Here is a 23,169-nt window from a genome sequence, read left to right as displayed (position 1 = left end):
TCAGGCAGGGGCGGCGCACACGGTCGGCACGAACGTACGGCAAGGGTCCGACAACGGGGGGGAGATCGGGCAGATGTCGACGGTACGGCGCACCGGCCCTCCGACCCCCGAGCCGCGCGGGCCGGCGTAGTCGCGGGCGAGGTGGCGTCGCGGCCGGCAGGCGGTGGGTGTGGCGGTTGGGGCGGGCGGGGGCGGGCGGGGGCGGGGGTCAGGGGTGGGCGAGGGGGGCGAGGTGGGGGGTGAGGGTGGGGTGGCGGGGTTTGAGGTAGGCGTGTTGGCGGCGGGGGGTGCAGCCGCGGGAGAGTTTTACGCGGTCGGAGCCGGTGGAGTAGTGGATGTGGGTGAGGCCCTCGGCGAGGGCGAGGCGGAGGAGTTCGTAGTAGACGAGGCCGAAGTAGACCGGGAGGCGGCCCTTGGCCTCGTAGTCGAAGCCGGCCTGGCGGGCGTACAGTTCACCGCCGTGGGTGAAGGTGAGGGCGAAGCCGATCAGGGCTCCGTCGAGGTGGGCGGTGGTCACCCGGGCCGTGTCGCCGGTGTTCGTCGCGATGCTGTCGAAGACCGCGCGGAAGGCGACCGGGTCGGCCGTGGTGCCGTGGCGGGCGTAGAGGGCCATCTCCAACGGGGCGATCTGCTCGATGAGTTCCTCGGTCAGCGGCCGGGTGCGGTAGGAGACCCCGGCTTCGGCGAGGGCGCGTAGCTCCCGCTTGAGTTTGACGCGGTGGCGCTGGTCGAACCGGGCCAGGTAGCTGTCGAAGGAGCCGTCGTCGGGAACGGCCAGGGAGTAGGCGGTCTGCCCGGGGAACGAGATGTACTGGGCGTCGGCCAGGACGCCGCGCAGCAGGTCGTCGTCCTCGTCGACGTAGAGGAACGACACCGACTGCAGTCCGGCTGCCCAGGCCTGCCGTTCCGCCTCCGCCACCATCGCCGCCAGCGCTTCGCGTCGGCGCCGGGGGTCGAGCCCGGGGGCGACGCCCGCCTTGGTGTGGGACGGGTTGCGGCCGCCGCAGGCCAGGGCGGGCATCAGGCCGGCCGCCCAGGGCGCGGGCTCCCCGGTGGCCTGCCGGTGCAGGGTGTCGACGACCCGGCCGGGGCTGCAGAAGACGTAGGGGGTGTCCTGCTCCAGCGGGTAGGCGGGCAGGGCGCCGACCCACTCGGCCCCGTCGGTCACCGTGAAGTAGTACGGCGCGGTGGCGGCGGTGGCCTGGGCGTGGCCGAGCCACGGGCTCGCGGCGTAGAAGCCGCGCGGCCCGAACAGCGTGTCCCAGTGCACCGTTCCGGGGTGCGGGAGCTCGGCGAGGTCCCGGTACGCGGTCACCCGCAGCGTGGTCGGACCGCCGGCCTCGGGTGTGCTGCTCACCGCTGCTCCGTCCCGGCCCCGGTGTCGATCCGCGGGGTGAGCTGGCCCAGCGCCGCTTCGGCCCGGCGCACGGCGTCTCCGGTGGTGTCGCCGGTCGCCACGACGTACCCCAGCAGGTCGAGGTTGCTCTCGGCGGGGCGGACCCGGTCCCCCGGGTGGGCCTCCAGGTCGACCTCGACGACCCCGGGGACCCGGCGGGCGAGGTCCGCCCCGTCGACGCCGGACAGGATGCCGGCCTGCCGGGCCGCCAGGTAGCGGGAGGCGGCCGCGCGGTCGCGGCTGGGGGTGAGGTCGGCGGGCCGGCCGGCGTGCAGCTTGACCACCTCGCGCTGGAGGTACACCCCGGTCGCCTCGCGGATCAGCTGGGTGATCTCCGCGCCGGGCATCCGGCCGTTGACCTCCACGATCCGGGGCCCGTCCGCGGTCATCTTCACCTCGACGTGGGCGGCGCCGAAGTCGTGCCCGACGGCTTCCAGGGCGCGGCGGGCCAGCTCGGTGCACTCGGCGCGGACCGGTGCCGAGAGCATCGACGGGAAGGTGTCGCCCATCTCCACGAAGTACGGGTGGGGGCCGAGCGCCTTGTCCGTGACGCCCAGGAACCGCCGCTCGCCGTCCACCAGGACGGACTCGACGCTCACTTCGAAGCCCAGCAGGTACTCCTCGACGAGCGCGCCGGGGCGGCGGGGCTGGCCCCGGAAGTCGGTGGAGGAGGAGGTGATGTCCCGGTAGGCCGCGAGGACTTCGTCGGGGGTGCGGCACAGGGTGACGCCGATGCTCGCGGACTCGGTCATCGGCTTGACCACGCAGGGGTAGCCGAAGCGGTCGGCCGCGGCGAGTGCGTCCTCCTCGCCGATCGCCTGGTGGAAGCCGGGGACGGCGACTCCGGCCTCCTGGCAGGCCTGGCGCATCAGGAGCTTGTCGCGGCAGTTCCGCGCGGCCGCCGGGGACAGCCCCGGCAGGCCGAAGCGGGCGGCGACCTCGGCGACGAGGGGGATGTTGTAGTCGGTCACGGTCATCACGCCGCTGAGCCGACCGGCCGCGTGGAACGGTTCCAGCGCGGCGGCCACCGCGTCGACGGAGTTGGTGTCCGCCTGGATGATCTCGTCGATGTGCTTGGCGTAGACCTCCTCGGCGAGGCTGACGACCCGGTACCGGTCGGGGTCGTTGCTCATCAGGACGGTGTGGAAGCCGAGTTCGTGGGCGGCCCGCAGGGGCGTCAGGCCGAAGTTCGACAACTGGCTCTCGACGACGGCCAGGACGCCGGGTGCGGTGCTCACGGGTGCGGTGCTCATGGGTGCGGTGGTCATGGGTGTTGCTCTCCGAGGTCGGGGGTGGCGGGGCGGGCGGGGGACGGCTCCGGGGCGGGGGGCGGGTGCGAGGCGGTCGGCTCCGGGGCCAGGGCCGCCGAGATCGGCCCCCGGGCGGCGAGCGACACCAGGAGCGCGAGCGCCGTGAACACGGCCGGCAGGGACAGGGCGGCGGCCGGGCCGAGGTGGTCCGCGACCAGGCCGGCCAGCGCCGAGCCCGCCGCCGCGCCGACCGCGATGAAGCTGCCGACCCCGGCGAAGGCCTGGGTCATCTTCCGTCGGGCCGTCATCTCTCCGATGAGCTGGAACTCCTCGGCCCCGGCGGGGGCGATCGGCAGCCCGCTGAGCAGCAGCAGGGCACCCAGCAGGACCAGCGTCCAGGAGGCGGGCAGGCCCGCCCGGTGGGCCAGGTGGACCGTCGGCAGGACCGCCAGGGCGAGGGCCAGGACGACCAGCAGCCGGACGTACCGACGGTAGGTGCTGCCCTTGGGGCTGCGGGCGCCGTAGACCAGCCCGCCGACCACGCTGCCCGCGGACTGCAGCGCGACCAGCGTCCCGGCCAGTTCAGCCGCCGAGCCCTGGTCGCGCAGTGCGGCCGTGACCGCGACGGCCAGGGCGCTGGACAGGGCGGCCGTCAGGGCGATCGCGGCGAGGACGGACAGCGTGGCGGCGCCCGGGCCGGACCTGCGGGCACCGGGGCCCTCGGGCGCGGCTGACGGCGGCTGCGGCCGGCGGCGGCGCACGACCGCGGCCTGCCCGTAGCCGACCGCGCCGGCGCCCAGCAGGGCGGCGGTGACCAGCAGGGCGTCCCGGGCACCGACGAGCGAGCCCAGCACGGTGACGACCGTCGGCCCGAGGATGAAGAGCAGTTCGCTCAGCGTCGCCTCGAAGGAGTACGCCCGCTGCCGCATCGCCGCGTCCTCGGTCAGGCCGCCCCACATCGCCCGCACGGAGGCCCCGACCGGCGCGGTGGCCAGTCCGGCGGCGGCCGCGGCCGCGAGGAGGACGGCCGTCGGCAGCCGGTCCGCCGCGAGGGCGGCGGCGGCCAGCACGAGCCCGGCCACCGGGCCGGTGATCCGCAGCACCGGGGCCGGGCCGAGCCGGTCCATGAGCCGCCCGATCGCCGGGCCCGCGACCGCGCCGCCCAGGGCGTAGGCCGCGCCCGCGCCGCCGCCCGCGGCGATGGAGTGCCCCGACTGCACCGCGGTCAGCAGCAGGGCGAGCGGCACCATCGTCCCGGCCAGGCGCGCGAGCGCGGCGGGCACCGCCGCCGCGCTCGCGCCCGGGAGCCGCAGCAGCTCCGCGTAGCTCCTGATCACTCTGCCGGTCCCGGGTTCCCGTCCGGCGGCGGAAGCTCCGGGTCGGCCAGCCGGAAGACGTCCTGACCGGTCTCGGCCCGCCAGACCAGCTGCTCCCGCTCCCCGTCGACGGCGACGACGGCGGCCCTGGTCCGGATGAAGTTGTTGCTCCGGCCCAGGGAGTAAGCGCCGGTGTCGTGCAGGCACAGCAGGTCGCCGGTCCGCACGTCCTCGGGCAGGTCGACGGCCTGGCCGTGGATGTCGTTCTCGTAGCAGAGCGGCCCGGCCACCGACCAGGTGGACCGGTCCGGCGAGAAGGCGCGGCCGATCGGCACCAGCCGGTGCACCTCGCCGCTGCCGGTCCACGGGGCCACGTTGTTGCCCGCGTCCACGATCAGCCAGCCGGCCTCCGGCAGTTCCTTCCTCGACATCACCCGGGTCACGATGGCCATGGCGTCGGAGACCAGCCAGCGGCCCGGCTCGCAGGCGAGGGCGACCCCGTCCAGGCCCAGGTCCCGCATCCGCTTGTCGACGTCCGCCAGCAGCTGCGCGGTGTCCAGGGACGGTTCCTCGTCGGCCGCCGGGGCGCTGCCGTGCAGGCCCCACAACGCGGACAGCGGACCGGTGCGGGGGCGCCGGATGCCCGGCACGCCGAACCCGCCGCCGATGTTGACCTCGCGCAGCCCGAACCGCCGGTGCAGCTCCGCGGCCTCGCCCAGCACCGTCTCCAGTGCGCGGAGCATCAGCTCCTGGTGCACGATCTGGCTGCTGAGGTGGGCGTGCACCGCGGTGAGCCTCAGGTGCGGGGCCTCGGCGATGCCCTGGACCAGCCGGTCGAGCTGCGCCGAGCCGGCCGGCCAGCCGAACCGGTTGCGGCGGGCGGCGAGTTCGGCCTGGAGCCGGTACGAGGGGTCGGCGGAGGTGGAGACCGGCACCCCGGGGGAGATCCGGATACCCACCTCCACGGCGCCCCGCCCGGCCTCGGCCGCGAGCCGGTCCAGGACCTCGATCTCGTGCTCGCCGTCGATGTTGACCCGCACTCCGTGCCGGACCGCGAGGGCCAGCTCCTCCTCGGTCTTCACCGGGCCGTTGAAGACGATCCGCGCCGGCTCGAAGCCGGCCGCGAGCGCCGCCTCCAGCTCGTACCCCGACACCACGTCGGCGCCCATGCCGTGCCGCGCGAGCCGACGGGTCAGGTGGGGCAGGTAGTTGGTCTTCACCGAGTAGTACGCCGTGGCGGGCCTGCCCAGTTCGCCCAGCGCTGCGAGCAGGTCCCGCGCCGCCCGGTCGAGCCGGGCGGTGTCCAGGACGTGGAACGGGGTGGCGTGACGGCCCGCCAGGTCGGCCAGCCGGTCGTAGTCCCAGCCGGGTTCGGCGGCCGGGTCGGGCAGTGCGCCGCTCATCCGGTCGCCCCCTGCCCCGCCGTGGTCCGCCGGTGGCCGGTCGCGTACGGCGAGCTGCCGGTGATCAACCGGAAGCCGGCGTCGATGCGGTCGCGGGTGACCAGGTCGGCGTACCGGCGGTGCCAGGCGCCCGAGTCCAGGTCGGCGCGCAACCGCTCGACCCCGCGCTCGACGGCCGCCTGGTCGGTCAGTGCGAAGGCCGAGCAGGCGCGCCGCATCATCGGGTCAAGGTAGGCCTCCGGCCGGCGCCAGAACGCGGTCATGAAACCGTCGGTGAAGTCGTGCCAGACGGGCAGTTCGGTGACCTCGCAGGGGCCGAGCAGTTCGGTGATCCGGTGCAGCGAGGGAACCCTGGAGCGTTCGGCCTCGGCGATCTCCGGCACGTAGTCCCGGGTGAACCAGAAGCCGGCCTGGACGTCCATGTCGTAGGTGACGACGGCGAACCGGGAGGCCACCCGCAGGAGTTCGGCGACCCCGCCCGCCAGGTCCGTCCAGTGGTGGACGGTCAGGACGGCCTGGACGGCGTCGAAGGCCTGGTCGTCGAACGGCAGGCTCTCCGCCCGGCCGACGACGCAGGGGGCGGCGTCCGCCGGGCGCTGGGCGCGCATCTCGAGCGAGGGCTCGACGGCGACGACCGTGAGGTCGGTCGGCTCGTAGGCCCCGGAGCCGGCGCCGACGTTGAGGACGGAACGGGCGTCGCCCAGGGCGGCCCGGACGGCCTGGGCCCAGCGGGGGTCGGGGCGGCGCACGGCGGAGTAGCCGACGCCGATGCGGTCGTAGACCGGCGCGGCGGGGGCGGTGGGGGCGGTGGGGGCGGTGGGGGCGATGAGCGTGGTCTCGGTCATGGCGGTCACGACGCGTTGCTCGCGAGGACCTCGGCCTCGTACTCCTCGCCGTACCGGCGGTGTTCCCACGGGTTGACCGCCACCAGCCACACGTCCCGGTGGCCGCCCTCGTCCGTGAGGTGCTCGATGTCGGTCACGTGGTGGAACATCACCCGGTCGTCGAAGGCGATGGCCTGGCCGTCCTGGAGGGTGGTGGTGTAGAAGGGCTCGCCGCCGCCGAGGGGCATCAAGTGGGTCTCGCCGCCGGAGATGTTGTGCCGACGGGTGACGGCGACTATGCCGAAGTGGTGGCCGTCGCGGTGCGGACCCTCGGGCGCGGCGACGCCCTTCACGTCCGGAGTGGACACCACCCGGCACTGGTGGATGTTGAGCTGCCACACGGTGCCCTCGTCCAGGCCGAGGGCCTCGGCCCCGGCGGCGATGATCGGCGTGGGGTCCGTGGTCAGCGGCTCGAGGGTGCGCAGCTGTCCGCCGACCAGGTCGTTGTACTGGCGGGGCTGGGCGAAGTGACGGTGCGGCAGGAGTTCGAGCTTCCACTGCCCGTCGTGGACGAGGCGGAACTGGGAGAAACGGCGGAAGCGCTGGCTGGATCCGGTGTACGGGTCCAGCGGCAGGTTCTCGAACTCCGAGAGCGTGTGTTCGTCGAGCGGCGGCGTATCGATGATCGTGAAGCCTTGTGCGTTCAACCCCATGGCGTCCTCCGGCGTTCGGGCACAGGGGTCCCCCTGGACCCTGGTGAACAGCTGATGTCGGCAAGGCTATGGACGGATGAACCAGAAGATCAAGATCCGGCTTCCGGTATACCTGCCAATATTTTCGACGGACTGTCAGCTGGCGTACGGCGGCGAGCATGTGATATGGCATGGCCACGTCGATCTGACTTCACGGGGCGAGGAACGAACACCGATGAACACCCACGACCACGACACCACCGGCGACGACGCGCTCGCCACCCGACTGCGCCGCACCGGAGTCGAGGTGGACGTCTCCGCGCGCCGCCGCGCCGAGTACTCCACCGACGCGTCGCTGTACCGGGTGGTTCCGGCCGCCGTCGTGTTCCCCCGGGCCGTCGACGAGGTGCTGTCGACGCTCGAGGTCTGCCGGTCGCTCGGTGTCCCGCTGACCTCCCGGGGCGCCGGCACCTCGATCGCCGGCAACGCGGTCGGCCCCGGTGTCGTGCTGGACTTCTCCCGGTACCTGAACCGGGTGCACCGCGTCGACCCGTCCGCCCGCACCGCCGTGGTCGACCCCGGGGTGGTCCTCGACGACCTGCAGCGGGCCGCCGCACCGCACGGCCTGCGCTTCGGCCCCGACCCGTCGACCCACAGCCGCTGCACGATCGGCGGCATGATCGGGAACAACGCCTGCGGCTCCCGCGCGCTCGGCTACGGGCGGACCGCGGACAACGTCGTCGAGCTGGACTTCCTGACCGGCACCGGCGAACGGATCACCGCGCGCAAGGGCGCCGATCCCACGTCCTCGCCGACCTTGTCGGCCCTCCACGAGGTGGTGGCGCGACGGCTCGCGGTGATCCGCACCGAACTCGGGCGCTTCGGCCGGCAGGTGTCCGGCTACTCGCTGGAACACCTGCTGCCCGAGCGGGGGTTCGACCTCGCCGCGGCCCTGGTCGGCACCGAGGGGAGCCTCGGCGTCGTGCTGGGGGCCACCGTACGGCTGGTCCCGGCACCCGCCGCGACCGCGCTCGCCGTCCTCGGGTACCCGGACATGGCCGCGGCCGCCGACGCGGTGCCCGCCCTGCTGCCCGGGGCACCGATCGCCGTCGAGGGCCTGGACGCGCGGATCGTGGACGTGGTGCGCGGCCTGCGCGGGGCCGCGGCCGTGCCCGCGCTGCCACGCGGCGGCGGCTGGCTGTTCGTCGAGGTCGGCGGCGCCGACCCGGCGCAGGCCCGGGCGCTGGCGGCCCGGGCCGTCGCGGTGTCCGGGGCACTGGACGCCCGGGTGGTGGCCGATCCGGCCGAGGCCGCGGCACTCTGGCGGATCCGGGAGGACGGCGCGGGGCTGGCCACCCGCGCCCACCACCCCGCCCACCCGGGCTGGGAGGACGCCGCCGTGCCGCCGGAGCGGCTCGGCGCCTACCTGCGCGAGTTCGAGGCGCTGCTGGCCGAGCACGGGCTGCGCGGGATCCCGTACGGCCACTTCGGCGACGGCTGCGTCCACATCCGGATCGACTTCCCGCTCGAACGGCCCGGCGGCCCGGCCGTGTTCCGCGGCTTCCTCGAGGCGGCGGCGAAGCTGGTCGCCCGGCACGGCGGGTCGATGTCGGGCGAGCACGGCGACGGACGGGCCCGCGGCGAGCTGCTCCCGCTGATGTACTCGCCGGCCGCGCTGGAGGCGTTCTCCGCCGTCAAGGACGTGTTCGACCCCGACGACCTGCTCAACCCCGGGGTGATCGTGCGGCCCCGCCCGGTCGACGCGGACCTGCGGCTGCCCGCCGCGCGGCCCGTGCGCACCGAGCTGGCCTTCGCCTACCAGGCCGACCAGGGCGACTTCAGCCGCGCGGTGCACCGCTGCACCGGGGTCGGCAAGTGCCGGGCCACCGCACCGGCCGACGCGGTGATGTGCCCGTCCTACCGGGCCACCCGGGACGAGAAGGACTCCACCCGCGGCCGGGCCCGGGTGCTCCAGGAGATGGTCAACGGCTCGCTGGTGCACGGCTGGGACTCCCCGGAGGTGCACGACGCGCTGGACCTGTGCCTGGCCTGCAAGGGCTGCTCCTCCGACTGCCCCAGCGGGGTCGACATGGCGACCTACAAGGCCGAGGCGCTCCACCAGCGGTACCGGGGCCGGCTGCGCCCGGCGTCGCACTACTCGCTCGGCCGGCTGCCCCGGTGGGCACGGCTGGCCTCGACGGCGCCCGCCCTGGTGAACGGCGTGCTGGCCGGGCCGCTCGGTCGCGCGGCCAAGCGGCTGGCCGGGGTGGACCACCGGCGGGAGCTGCCCGCGTTCGCCCCGCGCACCTTCCGCCGGTGGTTCGCCGGGCACCGGCCCGCCCCGGGAACTCCCGTGCTGCTGTGGGTGGACACCTTCACGGACCACTTCACCCCGCAGGTCGGCATCGCGGCCGTCCAGGTCCTCGAGGACGCCGGCTTCTCGGTGCGGATCCCCGAACGCAAGCTGTGCTGCGGGCTGACCTGGATCTCCACCGGCCAACTGGACGCCGCACGGCGCATCCTGCGGCGCAGCGTCGCCGCGCTGGCGCCGCACGCCGGGGCCGGGGTGCCCATCGTGGGCCTGGAGCCGTCCTGCACCGCGGTGTTCCGGGGGGAGGCCGCCGAACTGCTCGGCCGGTCCGGCGCGGTGGACTCGGTGGCCGGGGCCACCCGGACCCTCGCCGAACTCCTGGACGGCGTCGCCGACTGGCAGCCGCCGTACCTCGGCGGCGTGGAGGTCGTCGCCCAACCGCACTGCCACCACCACGCCGTGATGGGCTGGTCCGCGGACCGCGCGCTGCTCGAACGCGCCGGTGCCGAGCTCCGCACGGTCGGCGGCTGCTGCGGTCTGGCGGGCAACTTCGGCGCCGAGCGCGGCCACTACGACACCAGCGTGGCGGTCGCCGAGACCGCGCTGCTGCCCGCGGTGCGGGAGGCCGGGACGGCGGCCGTCCTGCTCACCGACGGCTTCTCCTGCCGCACCCAACTCGACCAGCTCGCCCGCCGGGACGGCGTCCACCTCGCCGAACTGCTCGCCCGGGCGGCGGCCCGCCCCGAGCGGTGACAGGGCCCGAGCGGTGACAGGGCCCGGGCACTGACGGCGCCCGGGCATGCGTGAGCGGGCGGGGACGTCGAAAGCGTCCCCGCCCGCACCGCTCGGCTCAGCCCAGCAGCAGCCCGGCGGCGTAGAGCGGCGACAGTTCGCAGCCCCGGCGCCGCTTGGCGTCCCAGGAGCCGGGACCGTAGCCGATGGTCTTGACGCCGTGGGCGGACGCCAGCGCGGCCGGCTGGTAGTAGAGGTTGGCGAAGTAGGTGAACTCCGATTCCTCGCGCCGGTAGTTGGTGCCGGCGATGGCGGCCGTCCACTCCTCGCCGTCCCGGACCATCAGCCCGAAGCCCAGCATCGTGCCGTCCTTGCCGGCCGTGAACACCGTCAGGTCCTCGGGGGCGACGTGCTCGCGCAGCCCGTTCAGGATCCGCCGCTCCCGCTCGATGTCCGAGACCCCGTCGTACTTCTCGGCGAGCTGGCAGCGCAGGTCGAGGATCTCCGGCTCCTCCGCGGCGAGCGGACGGGCGTCGAGTTCGATGCCCCGCTCCTCCAGCATCCGGAGCTCACGGCGGGCCTCGACCCGGCGCTTGCTGGGCAGGCTGAGGAAGTAGCCGTCCAGGTCCGTCCAGGTGACCCGCAGGTCGCAGGTCTGGGTGAGCTCGAGGATGTCGAAGCCCGCCGAGCGCAGCTCCTCGATGAACGGATCCGCGCTCGCGCGCAGGAACAGCAGGCTCACCGAGCGCAGCCCCTGCGCCCGCGCCCAGTCGGTGATCCGGGCGACGAACTCCTTGAGCACGGCCCGGTCGCGGCTGGCCGGGCCGACCGGGAAGCTGGCGTAGTTCGGGTACATCAGCAGCAGCGACGGGAACACCTCGTCGTGCTCGGTGTCCGCCCACGGGTACGGCCCCTCGGCCGCCAGGCCCATCGCGGCGGTGCCGCCGGACAGCACCTGGTGCGCGTTGAGCCGCAGCCGCGCCCCCGGGTCCTCGACGACGGCGGCGCCTATCGCGGCCAGGCACTCGCCGTCGTCGTCCCGCAGTGCGAGGGTGTGCAGCCGCCCGGGCAGCCAGTCGTGGCCGAGTTGGATCCACCGCCTGGTCGCCGGAGCGGCGGCGTGCTGCGTGACGGACTCCCAGTCGCTCGGGAGCTCCTCGGTGACGGTGAGGCGGAGCGCCATCGGTCACAACCTTTCGTCAGGATCCCAGGTATGCGGCCAGCGGCTTCTGTGCCATTCCGAAACGCATCTTGAAATCGTCGTTGCGCCGCCCGCCCTCCAGGACCGGCAGACCCAGTTCGAGCGCGTAGCGTACCGCCGAGGCGTGCAGCAGGTAGTAGGGGCTGAACGGGAGTTCGCGCTCCCGGTCGTAGCCGGCCGCCCAGGTGTGCAGCTTGCGCTCCTCGGCGAAGAGGATGCCGATCGCCAGCAGTTCGCCGTCGAGGCGGATCTCGTTGACCCGCGCGGCCTTCTGCATCATGCCGAGGAAGTCGACGATCCGCTGCGCGTCGTAGTAGCCGGCCGACCCGAAGCGGGCGGCGCTGACCTCCAGCAGCCGGTAGCGCTCGACCTCCTCGTCCGCGGTGGCCGTGCGCATCGACATCTCGGCGCCCGCCTCGGCGGCCCGGCGCAGTTGGCGCCGGTACTCGTGGCGGGTGCTGCCGCTGAGCGTGGCGAGGTACTCGTCCTCGGTCGCGAAGCCGCTCAGGTCCAGTGCGTAGCGCTTGTCGATCGGTGTTCCGGTCAGGCCGACGGCCTCCAGCGCGGCCGCGCTGGGCGAGCCCACCTCGACGTTGACGAACCCGTAACGGGCCGGCCCGGCCTCCGCCGCGCAGCGGCCCATGGCCTCCAGCAGCGCGGCGGCGACCTCCGGGCGGCGCTCCACGGCGACCAGGTGGCTGTCCGGGCAGTGCCACAGGTTGGAGACCAGGGCCGTCTCGCCCTCGGCCAGCCCCAACGCGCCCAGCGGGTCCGCCTGGACGTGGCACGGGGCGAAGCCGAGCAGCTCCTCCCCGTCCCCGTACGCCTCCAGGTAGTAGCGGTCCGCGACCGCCTGGACGGGGTAGCGCTCGTAGGCGGCGAGGAACTCCCGGCCGAAGTAGAACGGCGCCCCGGACGCCGAGACCAGGGCGTCCAGCCCCGGGTTGAGCTCATCGGCCGAACGGACGACCCGCACCCGCAGCGCACCTGCCATTGCTTCTCTTCCCCTTGTTCCGTGCCGGCCTCGTCCCGCACCGACCTCGTCCAGCACCGACCTTGTGCCGCACCGGACTTCTCCGGTGTCGGCGTCGTTCCCCGCCCGGTCGGCCGGTCAGCCGGTCAGCGCGGTGCGCAGCCGGTCGACGCCCGTCAGCAGGTCCTCCTCGGGCAGGGCGAAGGACAGCCGGACGTGCCCGGGAGCTCCGAACGCCTTCCCGTCCACCACCGCGACCCGGTGCTCGTCCCGCAGCCAGCCGGTCAGATCCGCGCGCGCCCCGGGCGGGGCGTGCTCGGCGAGCCAGCCGCGCAGGTCGGGGAAGGCGAAGATGCCGCCCTCCGGCCGGGGGCAGGACACCCCGGGGATCCCGGACAACCGCTCCAGCACCGCCTTGAGGTTGCCCTCCAGGGCCGAGCCCAGCCGTGCCCGCCGGTCGTCCCGGTCGGGCTGAGTGCCGGGCTCGCCGCCGGGCCCCCCACCGGTGTCACTACCGGGCTCCCCGCCGAGGACGGCGAGGGCGATCCGCTGGGCGGTCGAGCCGGTGCCGCCGATGACGTGCGAGGCGTGCGCGGTCGCGGCGTCCAGGACGGGCCCGGCGGCGATCGCCCAGCCGATCCGCAGGCCGGCCAGCGCATGGCTCTTGGTGAGCCCGTCCACCACGACGCAGTGCGCGGGCAGTTCGGGGCCGAGGCCGAGGACGGAGGGCGCGGGACCGTCCCCGATCGGGACGCCCCGGTACACCTGGTCGAAGAGCAGCAGCAGCCCGCGCGCCTCGGCCCAGTCGGAGAGTTCCCGCAGCCGCTCCGCCGGGATCACCGAACCGTCCGGGTTGCGCGGCGAGTTGAGGACCAGCGCGCCGGTGCGCCCGGTGAGCGCGGCCTCCAGCGCCCCGATCGAGGGAGCGCCGACGCCGACCTGGCCGGGGACCAGCACCGCCGTGCCACCCGCCGCCTTGATCAGCGTCGGGTAGCTCGCCCAGTACGGGCCGGGGACGAGCACCTCGCGCCGGTCCCCGAGCGCCCCGGCCAGCACCGACAGGATGGCGGCCCGGGCACCGGGCGCCACCAGGACCTGCTCGGGCCGGATGGTCGCGGTGCCGCTCGCCGTGGCGTACGCCGCGATGGCGGCGCGCAGCCCGTCCTGCCCCGCCGGGGGCGGGTACGGCTGGTCGTCGAGCGCGGGCAGGGCCGCTGCCGCCGGGTACACCGGGACCCGGACGTCCCCGGTGGACAGCACGGCGACGCCGGCCCCGATCCCGGCGGCGGAGGTGGGGGAAAGGGTGGTCATCAGGCACTTCCCTCCGGCAGCACGCGGCCGACCAGCCGGGTACGGCCGGCCAGCACGTCGCGGACCAGCTCGGCGACCCGGCGGCGGCTGCTGGCCTCGGCGTCGCTGGACAGGAAGGCCCGGTGGCTGCTGACCACGACGCCCGGGTGCTTCAGCACCGGCGCCCAGGCCTCGTCGTCGTGCGGGTTCTCCGGCGAGAACACGTCGAGTCCCGCGCCCCCGATCCAGCCGCCCTCCAGCGCCTCGGTCAGCGCGACCGGGTCGATCAGCCGGCCGCGGGCCGCGTTGATCAGGTAGGCGCCCTCGCGCATGCCGCGCAGCGCCGTCCGGTCGATGATCCGGTCGGTCTCCGGGTTCAGCGGGCAGTGCAGCGTCACCAGGTCGGACTCGGCGAGCAGTTCGGTGAGGGTGTCCACCGCATGGGCGCCGTAGCCCTCGGCCAGGTCGCGGCCGATGTACGGGTCGAAGACCAGGGTCCGGCCGTAGTGGACGCCCAGCTTGCGGGCCACGGCGCGGCCGATCCGGCCGAAGCCGACGATGCCCAGGGTCCGGCTGCTGGTCCGACGCGGCACGCCGCCCGCGTAGATGTCGAAGCGGCCCTCGGTCAGGGTCCGGTGCTGCGGGACGACGGCGCGCTCCAGCGCGAGGGCCAGTGCGGTGGTGTGCGAGGAGACCTCGTCCACACAGTAGTCCGGCACGTTGAAGCCCAGCAGGCCGCGCTCCTGGAGCAGTTCGGCGTTGAGGTTGTCGACGCCGACGCCCTGCCGGACGACGGCCTTCAGGCCCGGGCCGGCGGCGTCCAGCAGCTCCGGGGTGACCTGGCAGCGGTAGACCACCAGGACCTCGGCACCGGCCGCGCGGGCCGCCAGCTCCGGGCTGTCCAGCTGGTAGCGGCCGTCGGCGAACGGGCCGAAGAGCAGCTCGGTGCTGCCGCCCAGGACCTCCGTCTCGACCGTGGCCAGCGCCGGGTCGATGGTGTCGCCCGTGCGCAGCCACGCGGGGTCGGTGTAGAGCACTCGGGGTGCGGTCATGGCTCGAACTCCTACTCTTCCAGTGCTTTGCGTACGTCGTCCGGCGTCACTGCGCGCGGGTTGTTGCCACCTCGGACGGTGCCGAGCGCCTGCTGCCAGTCCGCCGCCCAGTCCTCGGCGTCGAGCCCAAGCCCGGCCAGCCGGGACGGGCTGCCGCCGCGCTCCAGGAGCCGGCCGAGCAGCCCCTCCAGCGAGTCGCCGGTGCTCCGGGCGCACATCGACTGGAGGTCGTCGATCAGGCCGCGCAGCACGGCCGGTCCGTCCGGGTGCAGACAGTCGCCCTCGCCGGCGGCCGAGTTGTGGCCGATCAGCCAGCGCATGTGGAGGGCGACGGCCAGCCCGTGCGGGATGCCGGCGCGGGCCGTCAGCCCGTAGGAGAGCGCGTGGCCGGCGGTGGTCCGGGTGAGGTTGATCGCCGCGCCCGAGAGCGCCGCGCCCAGGGCCAGCCCCTCGTACACCTCGCGGTCGTACGGCGGGGTGCCGCCGACCAGCCGGTCCAGCGCGGGCACCAGCGAGCCGACCGCCTGCCGGGCGTACCCGAGGGACTCGGGCGTGGCGCTGACCGCCCAGCAGGACTCGACCGCCTGGCAGAGCGCGTCCGCCCCGGCCGCCGCCCCGACCCGCAGCGGGACGCTCTCGGTGAGGCGCGGGTCGACCAGGACGGCGTCGGCCCGGGAGAGTTCCGAGTCCAGCGAGTGCTTGCGGCCGTCGACGTAGATGGTCGCGAACCTGGTCAGCTCGCTGCCGGAGCCGCTGGTGGTCGGCAGCAGGACCAGCCCGAGCCGGTCGGGCTCCAGCAGCTCCGGGTCGCGCAGGTAGTCGAGCGGGCGGCGTGGCTGGCGGGCGAGCACGGCGACCGCCTTGGCGAGGTCCATGCTGCTGCCGCCGCCCACGCCGACCACCACGTCCGGGGCGAACTCCCGGGCGACGGCCAGCCCTTCCTCGACCGTCTCCAGGGTCGGGTTCGGCCCGGAGCCGATGAAGCAGCGGATCCGGTGGTCCCGTTCCAGGCCCCGCACCAGCTCGGCGGCGCCGGACAGTCCGAAGGAGCCGCGGCCGCCGACCACCAGGACCCTGGAGGCCGCCAGGGCCTCCAGGACCTCCGGCAGCCGGCCGGCCGCACCCTGGCCGAAGTGCGCGGACGGGTGGCCCGGCAGTCGTACCAGTTCAGACAGCATGGGTTTCCCCGGCGCCGCCCCCGTCGCCTCCGTCGCCCACCGGACGCGCGCCCGCCACCAGCCCGTGGGCGAAGCGGTCGGCGATCTCGTCCGGGGAGACCTTCTCCGAGGCCCGTCCGCCCGCCGCCGCGCCGGGCACCCCGCGCACCGCCAGCAGCGCGGGACCGGGCTCGTCCAGCAGCCGGCGCAGCGCCGGGCGCAGCTCGGCGACCGAGTCGACCGTCACCGCCGTGCGGTAGCCGCAGGCCAGCGCGACGGCCGCGAAGTCGGTGCGGCCCGCGGCGGTCAGCTGGGTGCCGGTCGACTCGTAGCTGCCGTTGTCGAAGACGACGTGCCGCAGGTTCTCCGGCCGGTAGTGGCCCAGGGTGGCCATCGCGCCCATGTGCATCAGCGCCGCGCCGTCGCCGTCCAGGACCACGAACCGGCGCTCGGGCCGGGCCATCGCCGCGCCCAGCGTGACGCTGCCGACGTGGCCCATCGAACCCTGCATGTAGAAGTTGCCCGGCCGGTCGCCCTGGTTGAACAGCTCGCGGGACAGGAAGCCGGTGGTGGCCAGCAGGTGCTCGTCCGTCACCTCGGCCAGCACCGCGGACACCAGGTCGGCGCGGTCCGGCCCGGCGGCGCGGCCGTGCTCGGTCACGCCCGGGACGCCGCCGATGGCGCCCTTGGGCACCAGGAGGAAGGCCGGGCGGCGCGCCTTGAGCGCGTCGCCCGCCTCGGACAGCACCTGGTCGAAGGGCACCTGCCCGTCCAGCGTCCAGTGCGGAATCTCCAGGGAGCTCAGCCACGGGTGGGAGACCTGCCCCATCCAGTGGTGCTGCTGCTCGCCGGCCCCCGCGGCCGGCCAGCCGCGCAGGCTCATCATCACCAGCACCGGGAGCTTGTAGGGCAGCACCAGCGAGGTGAGCGGGTTGATCAGGTTGCCGAACCCGGAGTTCTGGGTGAGCACCACGGCCGGCTCGCCGCCGAGCTGGGACCCCGCGGCGATCGCCAGGGCCGAACCCTCGTTCACCGCCGGGACGTAGCGCAGTCCCCCGGCCCGCCCCTCCTCCAGCAGCCGGATCGGGCCGCCGAAGAAGGAGCACGGGACGCCGGTGACCAGCTGGGTGCCGAGCGTCCTCAGCCCGTCGAGCAGCCCGGCCGCGGATACGTACCCGCTCATATGGTGCTCTCGAACTTGGCTGTCATGCCCTGGAGTTCGAAGACCTCGCTCATCGTCGAGATCTGCTCCTCGACGGCCTTGCCGCGCCCGCTGCTGGCGAGTTCGGACAGGGTGGCCTTGATCCCCCGGATGGCCCCGCGCAGGCCCTGGTTCGCGTAGATGACCACGCTGAAGCCGGCCGCGCGCAGCTCGGACTCGTGGATGCCGTTGTACGTGGTCGGCACGGCGACCAGCGGGGTGTCGAGGTCCCACTGGGAGGCGAACTCCAGGATCTCCCGGGGCTGGCGGCTCTTGCTGTGGATCAGGACGGCGTCGGCACCGGCCTTGGCGTACGTACGGGCCCGGTCCAGCGCCTCCGCCACGTCCTGGCCCGCGACCAGCGCCTCGGTCCGCGCGATCAGCACGAAGTCCTCGGAGACCTGGGCGCTCTTCCCGGCCTCGATCTTCTCGGCGAAGTCCACGGCCGGGATCAGGTCCTGGGAGGCCGCCGCGAAGCTGTTGATCTTCGGGAAGATCTTGTCCTCGATGCAGATGCCGGCGATCCCGCGCCGCTCGTAGTTGGCCACCGCGTGGGCCACGTTGAGCGGTCCGCCGAAGCCGGTGTCGCAGTCGGCGATGACCGGGACGGTGGTGGCCGCGTCCATCGCCTCGGCGGCGTCCAGGAACTGGGTCATGCTCAGCAGGCTCTGGTCCGGCAGCGCGTAGCTGGCGGAGATCTCCAGCCCGGAGGCCCAGATCGCCTCGAAGCCGGCCCGCTCGGCCAGCCGGGCGGTGAGGCCGTTGTGGGCGCCCATGGCCCGGACGATGGTGTCCTCCGCCAGCAGGGCCCGTAGCCGGCTGGACTTGCTCGATCGCTCAGTGCTCACGTGCGGACTCCTGATCCGTTGAGTCGTACTGCGGTGCATCGGTCTGTACTGCGGCGGGCCGTGCTGCGTCGGACGGCGCCGCGTCGGAGGTGAACCAGAGCCGGTCCTCGTCGAGGTACCGCTCGATGCCGTCACCCGGGATGGTGGCGAGGGCGAACCGCACGTCCGTGGTGGTGGCGCCGCCCACGCGGAGCAGCAGCACCCGGGCGGTGCGGCCGTCCTGGGCGGCGCCCGCGCCGTCCACGGCGGCGAAGGCCAGCCGCGTCCCCGGCAGGACGTAGGCGGAGTCACCGGGCTCCAGCCGGTCGGTGCGGCGCTCCCCCCGGTGCTCCCAGTGGAGCTCCACCGGGGCCCCGTCGAGGACGTAGACGTACTGGTGCTGGTAGGTGGTCAGCCAGCCGTCCGAGGCGTCGGCGCCCGGGAGGACGTCGACCTCCAGGGCCGTGGTGTGCGGGTGCGCCGGGTCGCCGGCCAGCTGGGTCACCCGGTAGGCTGCCCGGCCCTGCTCCGGCAGCTCCCAGGACCGCGCCCCGGAGCGGTGCGCGAGGTGCACCCCCGCCTCGGTGTCGATCCGGGTCGGCAGGAGCTCGCGGACGGCCACCCCGAGCGCCTCGGCCAGGGCGGCGGTCTCGTCGGAGGTGGCGGAGGCCTCGCCCGAGAGCAGCTGCGCCACGTACGGTGCGGGCAGCTTCGCCCGGCGGGCGAGCTCCTCGCCGGAGAGCAGCCGCGCCTGGGCGAACGAGCGCAGCAGCGCGGCCTGTTCGGCGGGCAGGGCCAGGGCCCGGGCCGCCCCGGCGCCGAGCACCGACAGCTCCCGCTGGGCGTCGCCCAGCAGGTCGCCGCCGTAGGTGAGGGCCAGGATGTAGGCGGGCTCGGTGCTGGAGCGCGAGGTGAAGGAGTGCGGTGCGAAGGGCAGGCCCCACACCGAGTCGCCGGTGTTCATCTCGACGCAGTGGGAGACGCCCTCCCAGCGGTAGTAGTAGTTCACCGGGCCGACGAAGTAGGTGAACTGGTACAGCAGGTGGCCCCGGTTCCACTCCACCGCCGGGTTGTCCGGGTCGCTGTCCTCGACCACCCGGAGCATGCTGATCCACTCCGGCCGGTACGAGGCCACCCGGGACATCGCGGTGTCGCGGTACTCGTAGTACGGGCTGCCGCCCCGGTTGATGGTCCGTCCGCTGGCGACGGAGTCGGCCAGCCGGTGGATCCGCACGCCGTCCGGACAGTCGTCGTGGATCGGCAGCAGATCGCGTTCGTTGAGCGGCCAGACGGCGGCCGCCTTGCCGACCAGGTCCCAGTCGACCGGTCGGCGTCCCGAGGTGAGCTCGGCGAAGGCGCCGGGCGGCAGGCCGAGGTCCTGCTCGGCCGAGGCGTCGTCCCGCTTCAGATCGTTGGCCGCGGACCGCAGCAACCGTGCGGACCGCAGCGAATAGTCACTCTCCGGTAGAGAGCCGTCCAAGACTTCCCCCTGATATCGATGGGTCTAGCGCGAGACCATGAACCGGCCCAGGCGCTGTGGGTGCAGGCCGTAGCGCCGCTTGAACTCGTCGTTGCGCCGGCCGAACTCCACGACCGGCTTCCCGCTGGCCATGCCGTACTCCAGCTCGGCGCCGAACAGTACGTACTGCGGGCTCCAGTTGAGCTCCTCCGGGTACAGGCAGCCGCCCGCCCAGAAGTGCGCCCGCTGCTCGTCCAGCAGGCAGATCGACACCGCCTGCAGCACGCCGTCCAGCTCGATCCGCAGGATCCGGCAGTCCGGGCCCAACGCCCGGATCAGGGCGGACAGTTCCTCCGGCGGGTAGTAGCCCGGGGCGTGCTTGTCGGCGGTCGCCGTGCAGAGCGCCAGCGCCGCGTCGTCGAGGACGGTGGCGCCCTCCTCGAAGGTGATCCGTGCGCCGGCCCGCTCGGCCCGGCGCATGTACTGCCGCAGCGAGCGGCGCGAGGCCCGGCCGATGGTGGCCAGGTGGTCGTCGAGGGTCAGGCCCTCCGGCGGGATGGGCAGGCGGTAGCGCGGCGTCGTCTCCTGGCCCGGCAGCCCGGCCTCGGCCAGCAGCCCGGCGAGGTCTCCCTGCCACGGGATGTTCACCAAACCGTAGGTGGCGACGTCGAGTTCCCCGGCTACTGTTCCCATCGTCGCGCAGAGCGCGGCGACCGTCTCCGATTCGAGGGTGCCGGCCGAGGGCACCGTCGTGTCGTAGCAGTGCCAGATATGGCCGACCAGCATCCGGGTGACACCGGCGTCGGGGTCGGTGGCGAAGGGGTCGACCGTCTCCTGGAGGGAGAGCACCAGTGCGGCGGACGGCGCACCCGACCGGTCCCGGGCCAGCAGGTAGTACGGGGTGGCCGGCCGGGTCAGCGGGTCGCGCTCGATCGAGCACAGGAAGTCGTAGCCGTAGAAGACGTTGTCCGCCACCGCCAGCCGCTCCCAGTCGGCCCGGCCGATGCTCTCGACGGACCGGAGCACCTCGACGGTGGTGTTCGCTTGCAGCACGTCGCCGCCGGGCCGGCTCACTTGCCGCCCGCCAGCTCGGTGAACGACCCCGTGACGAAGGACGCCTGGTCCGAGAGCAGCCACAGGATCGCCTCGGCCACCTCCTCCGGGTCCCCGCCGCGCTGCATCGGCAGGTTGCCCTGCAGCCGGTCGACCCGGTCCGGATCGCCCGCGGTGGCGTGGAAGTCGGTGCGGATGAAGCCGGGGCGCACCGAGTTGACCCGGATCCCCTCGGCGGCGACCTCCAGCGACAGGCCGGTCGTCAGCGTGTCCATCGCGCCCTTGGAGGCCGCGTAGTCCACGTACTCGTTCGCCGAGCCGAGGCGGGCGGCGGCCGAGGAGACGTTGACGATCGCGCCGCCCTGGCCGCCGTACCGGGAGGACATCCGGCGGACCGCGTGCTTGGCGCAGAGGAAGGCGCTGACCACGTTGGTGGTCAGGACGCGGTGCAGCCGCTCCTCGTCCAGGTCCTCGATCCGGGACTTCTTCTCGGCCACGCCCACGTTGTTCACCAGCCCGGTGAGCGGGCCGAGTTCGGCGTCCGCGGTGGCGAACAGCCGCTCCACCTCGGCCTCGCGGGAGACGTCCGCCCGGACCGCGAGGGCCGTCCCGCCGGCCTGGGTGATCTCCCGGACCACCGCCTCGGCGGCCGCCTCGTTGTGCAGGTAGTTCACGCAGACGCGGTAGCCGCGCTGCCCGGCCAGGCGCGCCGTCGCGGCGCCGATGCCCCGGGCCGCGCCGGTGACGATGAGGGTTCCGGGCATCAGTAGTCCCCGTTCGAGAGCTGGATCATCTTGCTGGACGCCTTGCGCTTGGTGCGCAGGAACCAGCGGTTGGCGCTGTCGGCCAGCGGACCCAGCGGGCGGCGGAAGTCGATGATGATGACGACCCGGGGCTCGTCGGCCTCGTTGCGCACCTCGTGCTCGAAGGTGTCGTCGAGGACGATGCTCTCGCCCGCCTTCCAGGTGTAGTACTCCTGGTCCACCCGGATCCGCGGCGGGTTCTTCTCCGGGGTGCTGATGCAGAGGTGGTAGCGGAGGATCCCGGCGTACGGTCCGGCGTGCGCGTCGAGGTTGACGCCCGGTTCGAGCACCGAGACCATCGCGCTCACCACGCCGGGGGTCTTCTCCGCGAACTCCAGGAGGGTCGGAGTGTCCTTCCGGGCGGCCTCGTTGGGAACGCCCAGCACGTAGGCGTAGTAGAGCCGCCAGTCCTTGGAGATCTGGGCGGCGCGCACGGGGTCGATGTCCTCGTACCGTCCGAGCTCGCGCTGCTTCAGCAACTCCTCGACCTCGGCCTGGAGTTGAGGGAACTTGGCCTCCAGCTCGCGGACCGCCGGGAACAGCGGGTAGGGCGAGGTGAAGCGCGGGCGGCGGTCACCGCCGTAGGACCGCAGGAAGTACTTGTTGGCGGCTTTTCTGACGAGAGCGTGGTCAACACTGATCGACTTGGCCATTTTGCTGCCTCCAACAGCGCGTCGCCGTCTTCAGGAACGCGCGATAGGCGAAGAGGAAGGGAATTCTGCGTGACCGACCGGCCTCAGGGGCCGGCGGTCTCAGGGGCCGGCGGTCTCAGGGGCCGGCGGTGTCGGGACCCGGCGGTGTCAGGACCCGGCGGTCCCGGCCGGGGCGCGGCGGAGCCCGCCCGACAGCAGGGCTCCGGCCAGCAGCGCGAGGACGGGGATCAGGTAGGTGGTCCTGACCGCACCGGAGAAGTCGCCCCGGGCCAGACCGACTTGGAAGAGCGCACCCGTCAGCGCGGTGCACAGCAGGCTGCCGCACAGCCGGGTGGTGTTGAACACTCCGGACGCCACCCCGGCCAGCTCCGACGGGACGTCCTGCATCGCGACCGCGACCGAGGGGGCGAAGCACACCCCCATGCCGACACCCATGACGGCCAGGCCGGGCAGCAGCAGGAGCCACGAGGAGTGCTCCGACAGTGCCGGCACCTGTCCGGCCACGCCCACCGCGAACAGCAGCAGACCGACGATCAGCACGGTCTTGCCGCCGACCGCGTCCACCAGCCGACCGGAACGCCGGGCCACCGCCACCGAGATCAGCGGCGGCACCGCGAGCACCAGTCCGGCGCCGAACGGCGACCAGTGCCGCACCGTCTGGAGGTAGAGCGGAACGAGCAGCAGCACGGCGGCCACCGCGCCGGGGATGGCGCCGATCACCAGCGACAGCAGCGCGAAGTTCCGGTTGCGGACCAACCCGAACGGGATCAGCGGATCCCGCCCCTGCCGCCGGCGCTGCACCAGCACGAAGGCGCCGAGCACCACCAGCCCCGCCGCCAGGCAGCCGGGCACCGTGACCGGTCCCCACAGCGTGCCCCAGTGGTGCCGCTCCCCCTCGACCAGCGGGTAGACCAGCAGGAAGATCGCGACGGCCAGCACGACGGAGCCCAACAGGTCCAGCCGGGACCGGCCTTCGCCCCGCAGCGGCGGAACGCTCAGCATCACCAGGGCGAAGCCGACGACACCCACCGGGACGTTGATCACGAAGATGGCGCGCCAGCCGAGCGTGTCGGCCAGCAGCCCGCCGACCGTCGGCCCGACGGCGGTCGCCAGGCCCGCGAAGGCGCCCCACGTCCCCATCGCCCGGCCTCGCTGCTCGGCCGGGAACACCCGGGTGATCACGGCCATCGCCTGCGCGGCGAGCAGCGCCGCACCGATGCCCTGGAGGCCCCGGCCCAGGATGAGTTGACCCGGCGTCCGGGCCAGTCCGCAGGCCGCCGAGGTGACGGTGAAGACGACCAGGCCGATCAGCAGCACCCGTCGCGTTCCGAACAGATCGCCCAGCCGCCCGCCGAGGACCAACAGGACGGCGTAGGTGAGCAGGTAACTGTTCGTCACCCACAGGATCTGGTCGAGCGAGGCGTCCAGGCCCTGCTCGATGGTGTGGAAGGCGATGTTGACGACGGTGGTGTCCAGCAGGACGAGCGCCTGGGTGAAGCAGATCGCCAGCAGGGCGAAGCCCGGCGTGCGCATCCTCTCCCGCCATCCCGGCGGAGTGTCCGACGACGCCGGGGCG

General features: G+C 73.9%; 19 protein-coding genes. 1 reads left to right on the top strand and 18 read right to left on the bottom strand.

From position 1 onward, the window contains the following. Window positions 1–208 precede the first annotated feature (208 nt). From ABTY61_RS03385 to ABTY61_RS03360, 6 genes are read right to left on the bottom strand one after another with little or no spacing between them, the layout of a single operon-like run. Entirely contained in the window at window positions 209–1,357 is a 1,149-nt protein-coding gene (locus tag ABTY61_RS03385) for a GNAT family N-acetyltransferase (RefSeq protein WP_350503217.1), read from the bottom strand. Then, the gene (locus ABTY61_RS03380; RefSeq protein ID WP_350503216.1) at window positions 1,354–2,649 is read right to left on the bottom strand and encodes an ATP-grasp domain-containing protein; all 1,296 of its coding nucleotides are present in this window, start codon (window positions 2,647–2,649) and stop codon (window positions 1,354–1,356) included. Before ABTY61_RS03380 ends, ABTY61_RS03385 begins: the two co-directional genes overlap by 4 nt. Before the next feature lie 11 nt (window positions 2,650–2,660). After that, window positions 2,661–3,983, bottom strand: coding sequence for an MFS transporter (locus ABTY61_RS03375; RefSeq protein ID WP_350503215.1), 1,323 nt, complete (start codon window positions 3,981–3,983; stop codon window positions 2,661–2,663). Further along, entirely contained in the window at window positions 3,980–5,365 is a 1,386-nt protein-coding gene (locus ABTY61_RS03370) for a diaminopimelate decarboxylase family protein (RefSeq protein WP_350503214.1), read from the bottom strand. The genes ABTY61_RS03375 and ABTY61_RS03370 overlap by 4 nt, the downstream gene beginning before the upstream one ends. Then, window positions 5,362–6,210, bottom strand: a complete 849-nt coding sequence (locus tag ABTY61_RS03365) for a class I SAM-dependent methyltransferase (protein ID WP_350503403.1) — start codon at window positions 6,208–6,210, stop codon at window positions 5,362–5,364. The genes ABTY61_RS03370 and ABTY61_RS03365 overlap by 4 nt, the downstream gene beginning before the upstream one ends. A gap of 5 nt (window positions 6,211–6,215) precedes the next feature. Then, window positions 6,216–6,902, bottom strand: coding sequence for a 2OG-Fe dioxygenase family protein (locus ABTY61_RS03360; RefSeq protein ID WP_350503213.1), 687 nt, complete (start codon window positions 6,900–6,902; stop codon window positions 6,216–6,218). A gap of 214 nt (window positions 6,903–7,116) precedes the next feature. On the opposite strand from ABTY61_RS03360, the gene ABTY61_RS03355 reads away from it, so the two are divergent. Then, window positions 7,117–9,945 carry an FAD-binding and (Fe-S)-binding domain-containing protein gene (locus ABTY61_RS03355; protein WP_350503212.1) on the top strand — a complete coding sequence of 943 codons (2,829 nt, stop codon included), beginning with the start codon at window positions 7,117–7,119 and terminating at the stop codon, window positions 9,943–9,945. Between the two features lie 97 nt (window positions 9,946–10,042). Here ABTY61_RS03355 and ABTY61_RS03350 read toward each other — a convergent pair whose 3' ends face one another. The 12 genes from ABTY61_RS03350 to ABTY61_RS03295 all read right to left on the bottom strand — a co-directional run bounded on the left by ABTY61_RS03350 (window position 10,043) and on the right by ABTY61_RS03295 (window position 23,126). Then, window positions 10,043–11,107 (bottom strand): peptidogalycan biosysnthesis protein, encoded by a 1,065-nt coding sequence (locus ABTY61_RS03350; protein ID WP_350503211.1) that lies wholly within the window; start codon window positions 11,105–11,107, stop codon window positions 10,043–10,045. Between the two features lie 16 nt (window positions 11,108–11,123). Further along, window positions 11,124–12,119, bottom strand: coding sequence for a GNAT family N-acetyltransferase (locus tag ABTY61_RS03345; RefSeq protein WP_350503210.1), 996 nt, complete (start codon window positions 12,117–12,119; stop codon window positions 11,124–11,126). 117 nt (window positions 12,120–12,236) lie between these two features. Beyond that, window positions 12,237–13,409, bottom strand: a complete 1,173-nt coding sequence (locus tag ABTY61_RS03340) for an aminotransferase class I/II-fold pyridoxal phosphate-dependent enzyme (RefSeq protein ID WP_350503209.1) — start codon at window positions 13,407–13,409, stop codon at window positions 12,237–12,239. Continuing rightward, a complete protein-coding gene (locus ABTY61_RS03335) occupies window positions 13,409–14,440 on the bottom strand; it encodes a C-terminal binding protein (RefSeq protein ID WP_350503208.1) in 1,032 nt (343 codons plus the stop codon). The genes ABTY61_RS03340 and ABTY61_RS03335 overlap by 1 nt, the downstream gene beginning before the upstream one ends. 11 nt (window positions 14,441–14,451) lie before the next feature. Then, on the bottom strand, window positions 14,452–15,618 hold the full coding sequence (locus ABTY61_RS03330) for an iron-containing alcohol dehydrogenase (RefSeq protein ID WP_350503207.1): 1,167 nt from the start codon (window positions 15,616–15,618) through the stop codon (window positions 14,452–14,454). Next, window positions 15,608–16,780, bottom strand: coding sequence for a phosphonopyruvate decarboxylase (gene aepY / locus ABTY61_RS03325; protein WP_350503206.1), 1,173 nt, complete (start codon window positions 16,778–16,780; stop codon window positions 15,608–15,610). Before aepY ends, ABTY61_RS03330 begins: the two co-directional genes overlap by 11 nt. Continuing rightward, entirely contained in the window at window positions 16,777–17,646 is an 870-nt protein-coding gene (locus ABTY61_RS03320) for an isocitrate lyase/phosphoenolpyruvate mutase family protein (RefSeq protein ID WP_350503205.1), read from the bottom strand. The genes aepY and ABTY61_RS03320 overlap by 4 nt, the downstream gene beginning before the upstream one ends. Beyond that, on the bottom strand, window positions 17,636–19,057 hold the full coding sequence (locus ABTY61_RS03315) for a helix-turn-helix domain-containing protein (protein ID WP_350503204.1): 1,422 nt from the start codon (window positions 19,055–19,057) through the stop codon (window positions 17,636–17,638). Before ABTY61_RS03315 ends, ABTY61_RS03320 begins: the two co-directional genes overlap by 11 nt. A 72-nt stretch (window positions 19,058–19,129) precedes the next feature. Next, window positions 19,130–20,137, bottom strand: a complete 1,008-nt coding sequence (locus tag ABTY61_RS03310) for a GNAT family N-acetyltransferase (RefSeq protein WP_350503203.1) — start codon at window positions 20,135–20,137, stop codon at window positions 19,130–19,132. Window positions 20,138–20,154: 17 nt separating this feature from the next. Beyond that, window positions 20,155–20,901, bottom strand: a complete 747-nt coding sequence (locus ABTY61_RS03305; protein ID WP_350503202.1) for an SDR family oxidoreductase — start codon at window positions 20,899–20,901, stop codon at window positions 20,155–20,157. Further along, window positions 20,901–21,593: an aspartyl/asparaginyl beta-hydroxylase domain-containing protein gene (locus ABTY61_RS03300; protein ID WP_350503201.1), complete on the bottom strand. Its 693-nt coding sequence runs from the start codon at window positions 21,591–21,593 to the stop codon at window positions 20,901–20,903. Before ABTY61_RS03300 ends, ABTY61_RS03305 begins: the two co-directional genes overlap by 1 nt. A 147-nt stretch (window positions 21,594–21,740) precedes the next feature. Further along, window positions 21,741–23,126, bottom strand: coding sequence for an MFS transporter (locus ABTY61_RS03295; RefSeq protein WP_350503200.1), 1,386 nt, complete (start codon window positions 23,124–23,126; stop codon window positions 21,741–21,743). Between the last annotated feature and the right edge of the window lie 43 nt (window positions 23,127–23,169).

Origin of the sequence: Kitasatospora sp. NPDC096128, from assembly GCF_040303105.1 — a bacterium.
Classification (GTDB): domain Bacteria; phylum Actinomycetota; class Actinomycetes; order Streptomycetales; family Streptomycetaceae; genus Kitasatospora.
Note: the sequence above shows the minus strand (reverse complement) of the source record. Positions and strands in the feature narration are given on the sequence as shown.

Bases quoted from the DNA above. Each gene is read 5' to 3' on its own strand.
- ABTY61_RS03330 (WP_350503207.1), bottom strand. From the start codon at position 15,618: ATGCTGTCTGAACTGGTACGACTGCCGGGCCACCCGTCCGCGCACTTC.
- ABTY61_RS03335 (WP_350503208.1), bottom strand. From the start codon at position 14,440: ATGACCGCACCCCGAGTGCTCTACACCGACCCCGCGTGGCTGCGCACG.
- ABTY61_RS03340 (WP_350503209.1), bottom strand. From the start codon at position 13,409: ATGACCACCCTTTCCCCCACCTCCGCCGCCGGGATCGGGGCCGGCGTC.
- ABTY61_RS03360 (WP_350503213.1), bottom strand. From the start codon at position 6,902: ATGGGGTTGAACGCACAAGGCTTCACGATCATCGATACGCCGCCGCTC.
- ABTY61_RS03370 (WP_350503214.1), bottom strand. From the start codon at position 5,365: ATGAGCGGCGCACTGCCCGACCCGGCCGCCGAACCCGGCTGGGACTAC.
- ABTY61_RS03380 (WP_350503216.1), bottom strand. From the start codon at position 2,649: ATGAGCACCGCACCCGTGAGCACCGCACCCGGCGTCCTGGCCGTCGTC.
- aepY (WP_350503206.1), bottom strand. From the start codon at position 16,780: ATGAGCGGGTACGTATCCGCGGCCGGGCTGCTCGACGGGCTGAGGACG.
- ABTY61_RS03300 (WP_350503201.1), bottom strand. From the start codon at position 21,593: ATGGCCAAGTCGATCAGTGTTGACCACGCTCTCGTCAGAAAAGCCGCC.
- ABTY61_RS03305 (WP_350503202.1), bottom strand. From the start codon at position 20,901: ATGCCCGGAACCCTCATCGTCACCGGCGCGGCCCGGGGCATCGGCGCC.
- ABTY61_RS03365 (WP_350503403.1), bottom strand. From the start codon at position 6,210: ATGACCGAGACCACGCTCATCGCCCCCACCGCCCCCACCGCCCCCACC.
- ABTY61_RS03295 (WP_350503200.1), bottom strand. From the start codon at position 23,126: ATGCGCACGCCGGGCTTCGCCCTGCTGGCGATCTGCTTCACCCAGGCG.
- ABTY61_RS03355 (WP_350503212.1), top strand. From the start codon at position 7,117: ATGAACACCCACGACCACGACACCACCGGCGACGACGCGCTCGCCACC.
- ABTY61_RS03345 (WP_350503210.1), bottom strand. From the start codon at position 12,119: ATGGCAGGTGCGCTGCGGGTGCGGGTCGTCCGTTCGGCCGATGAGCTC.
- ABTY61_RS03350 (WP_350503211.1), bottom strand. From the start codon at position 11,107: ATGGCGCTCCGCCTCACCGTCACCGAGGAGCTCCCGAGCGACTGGGAG.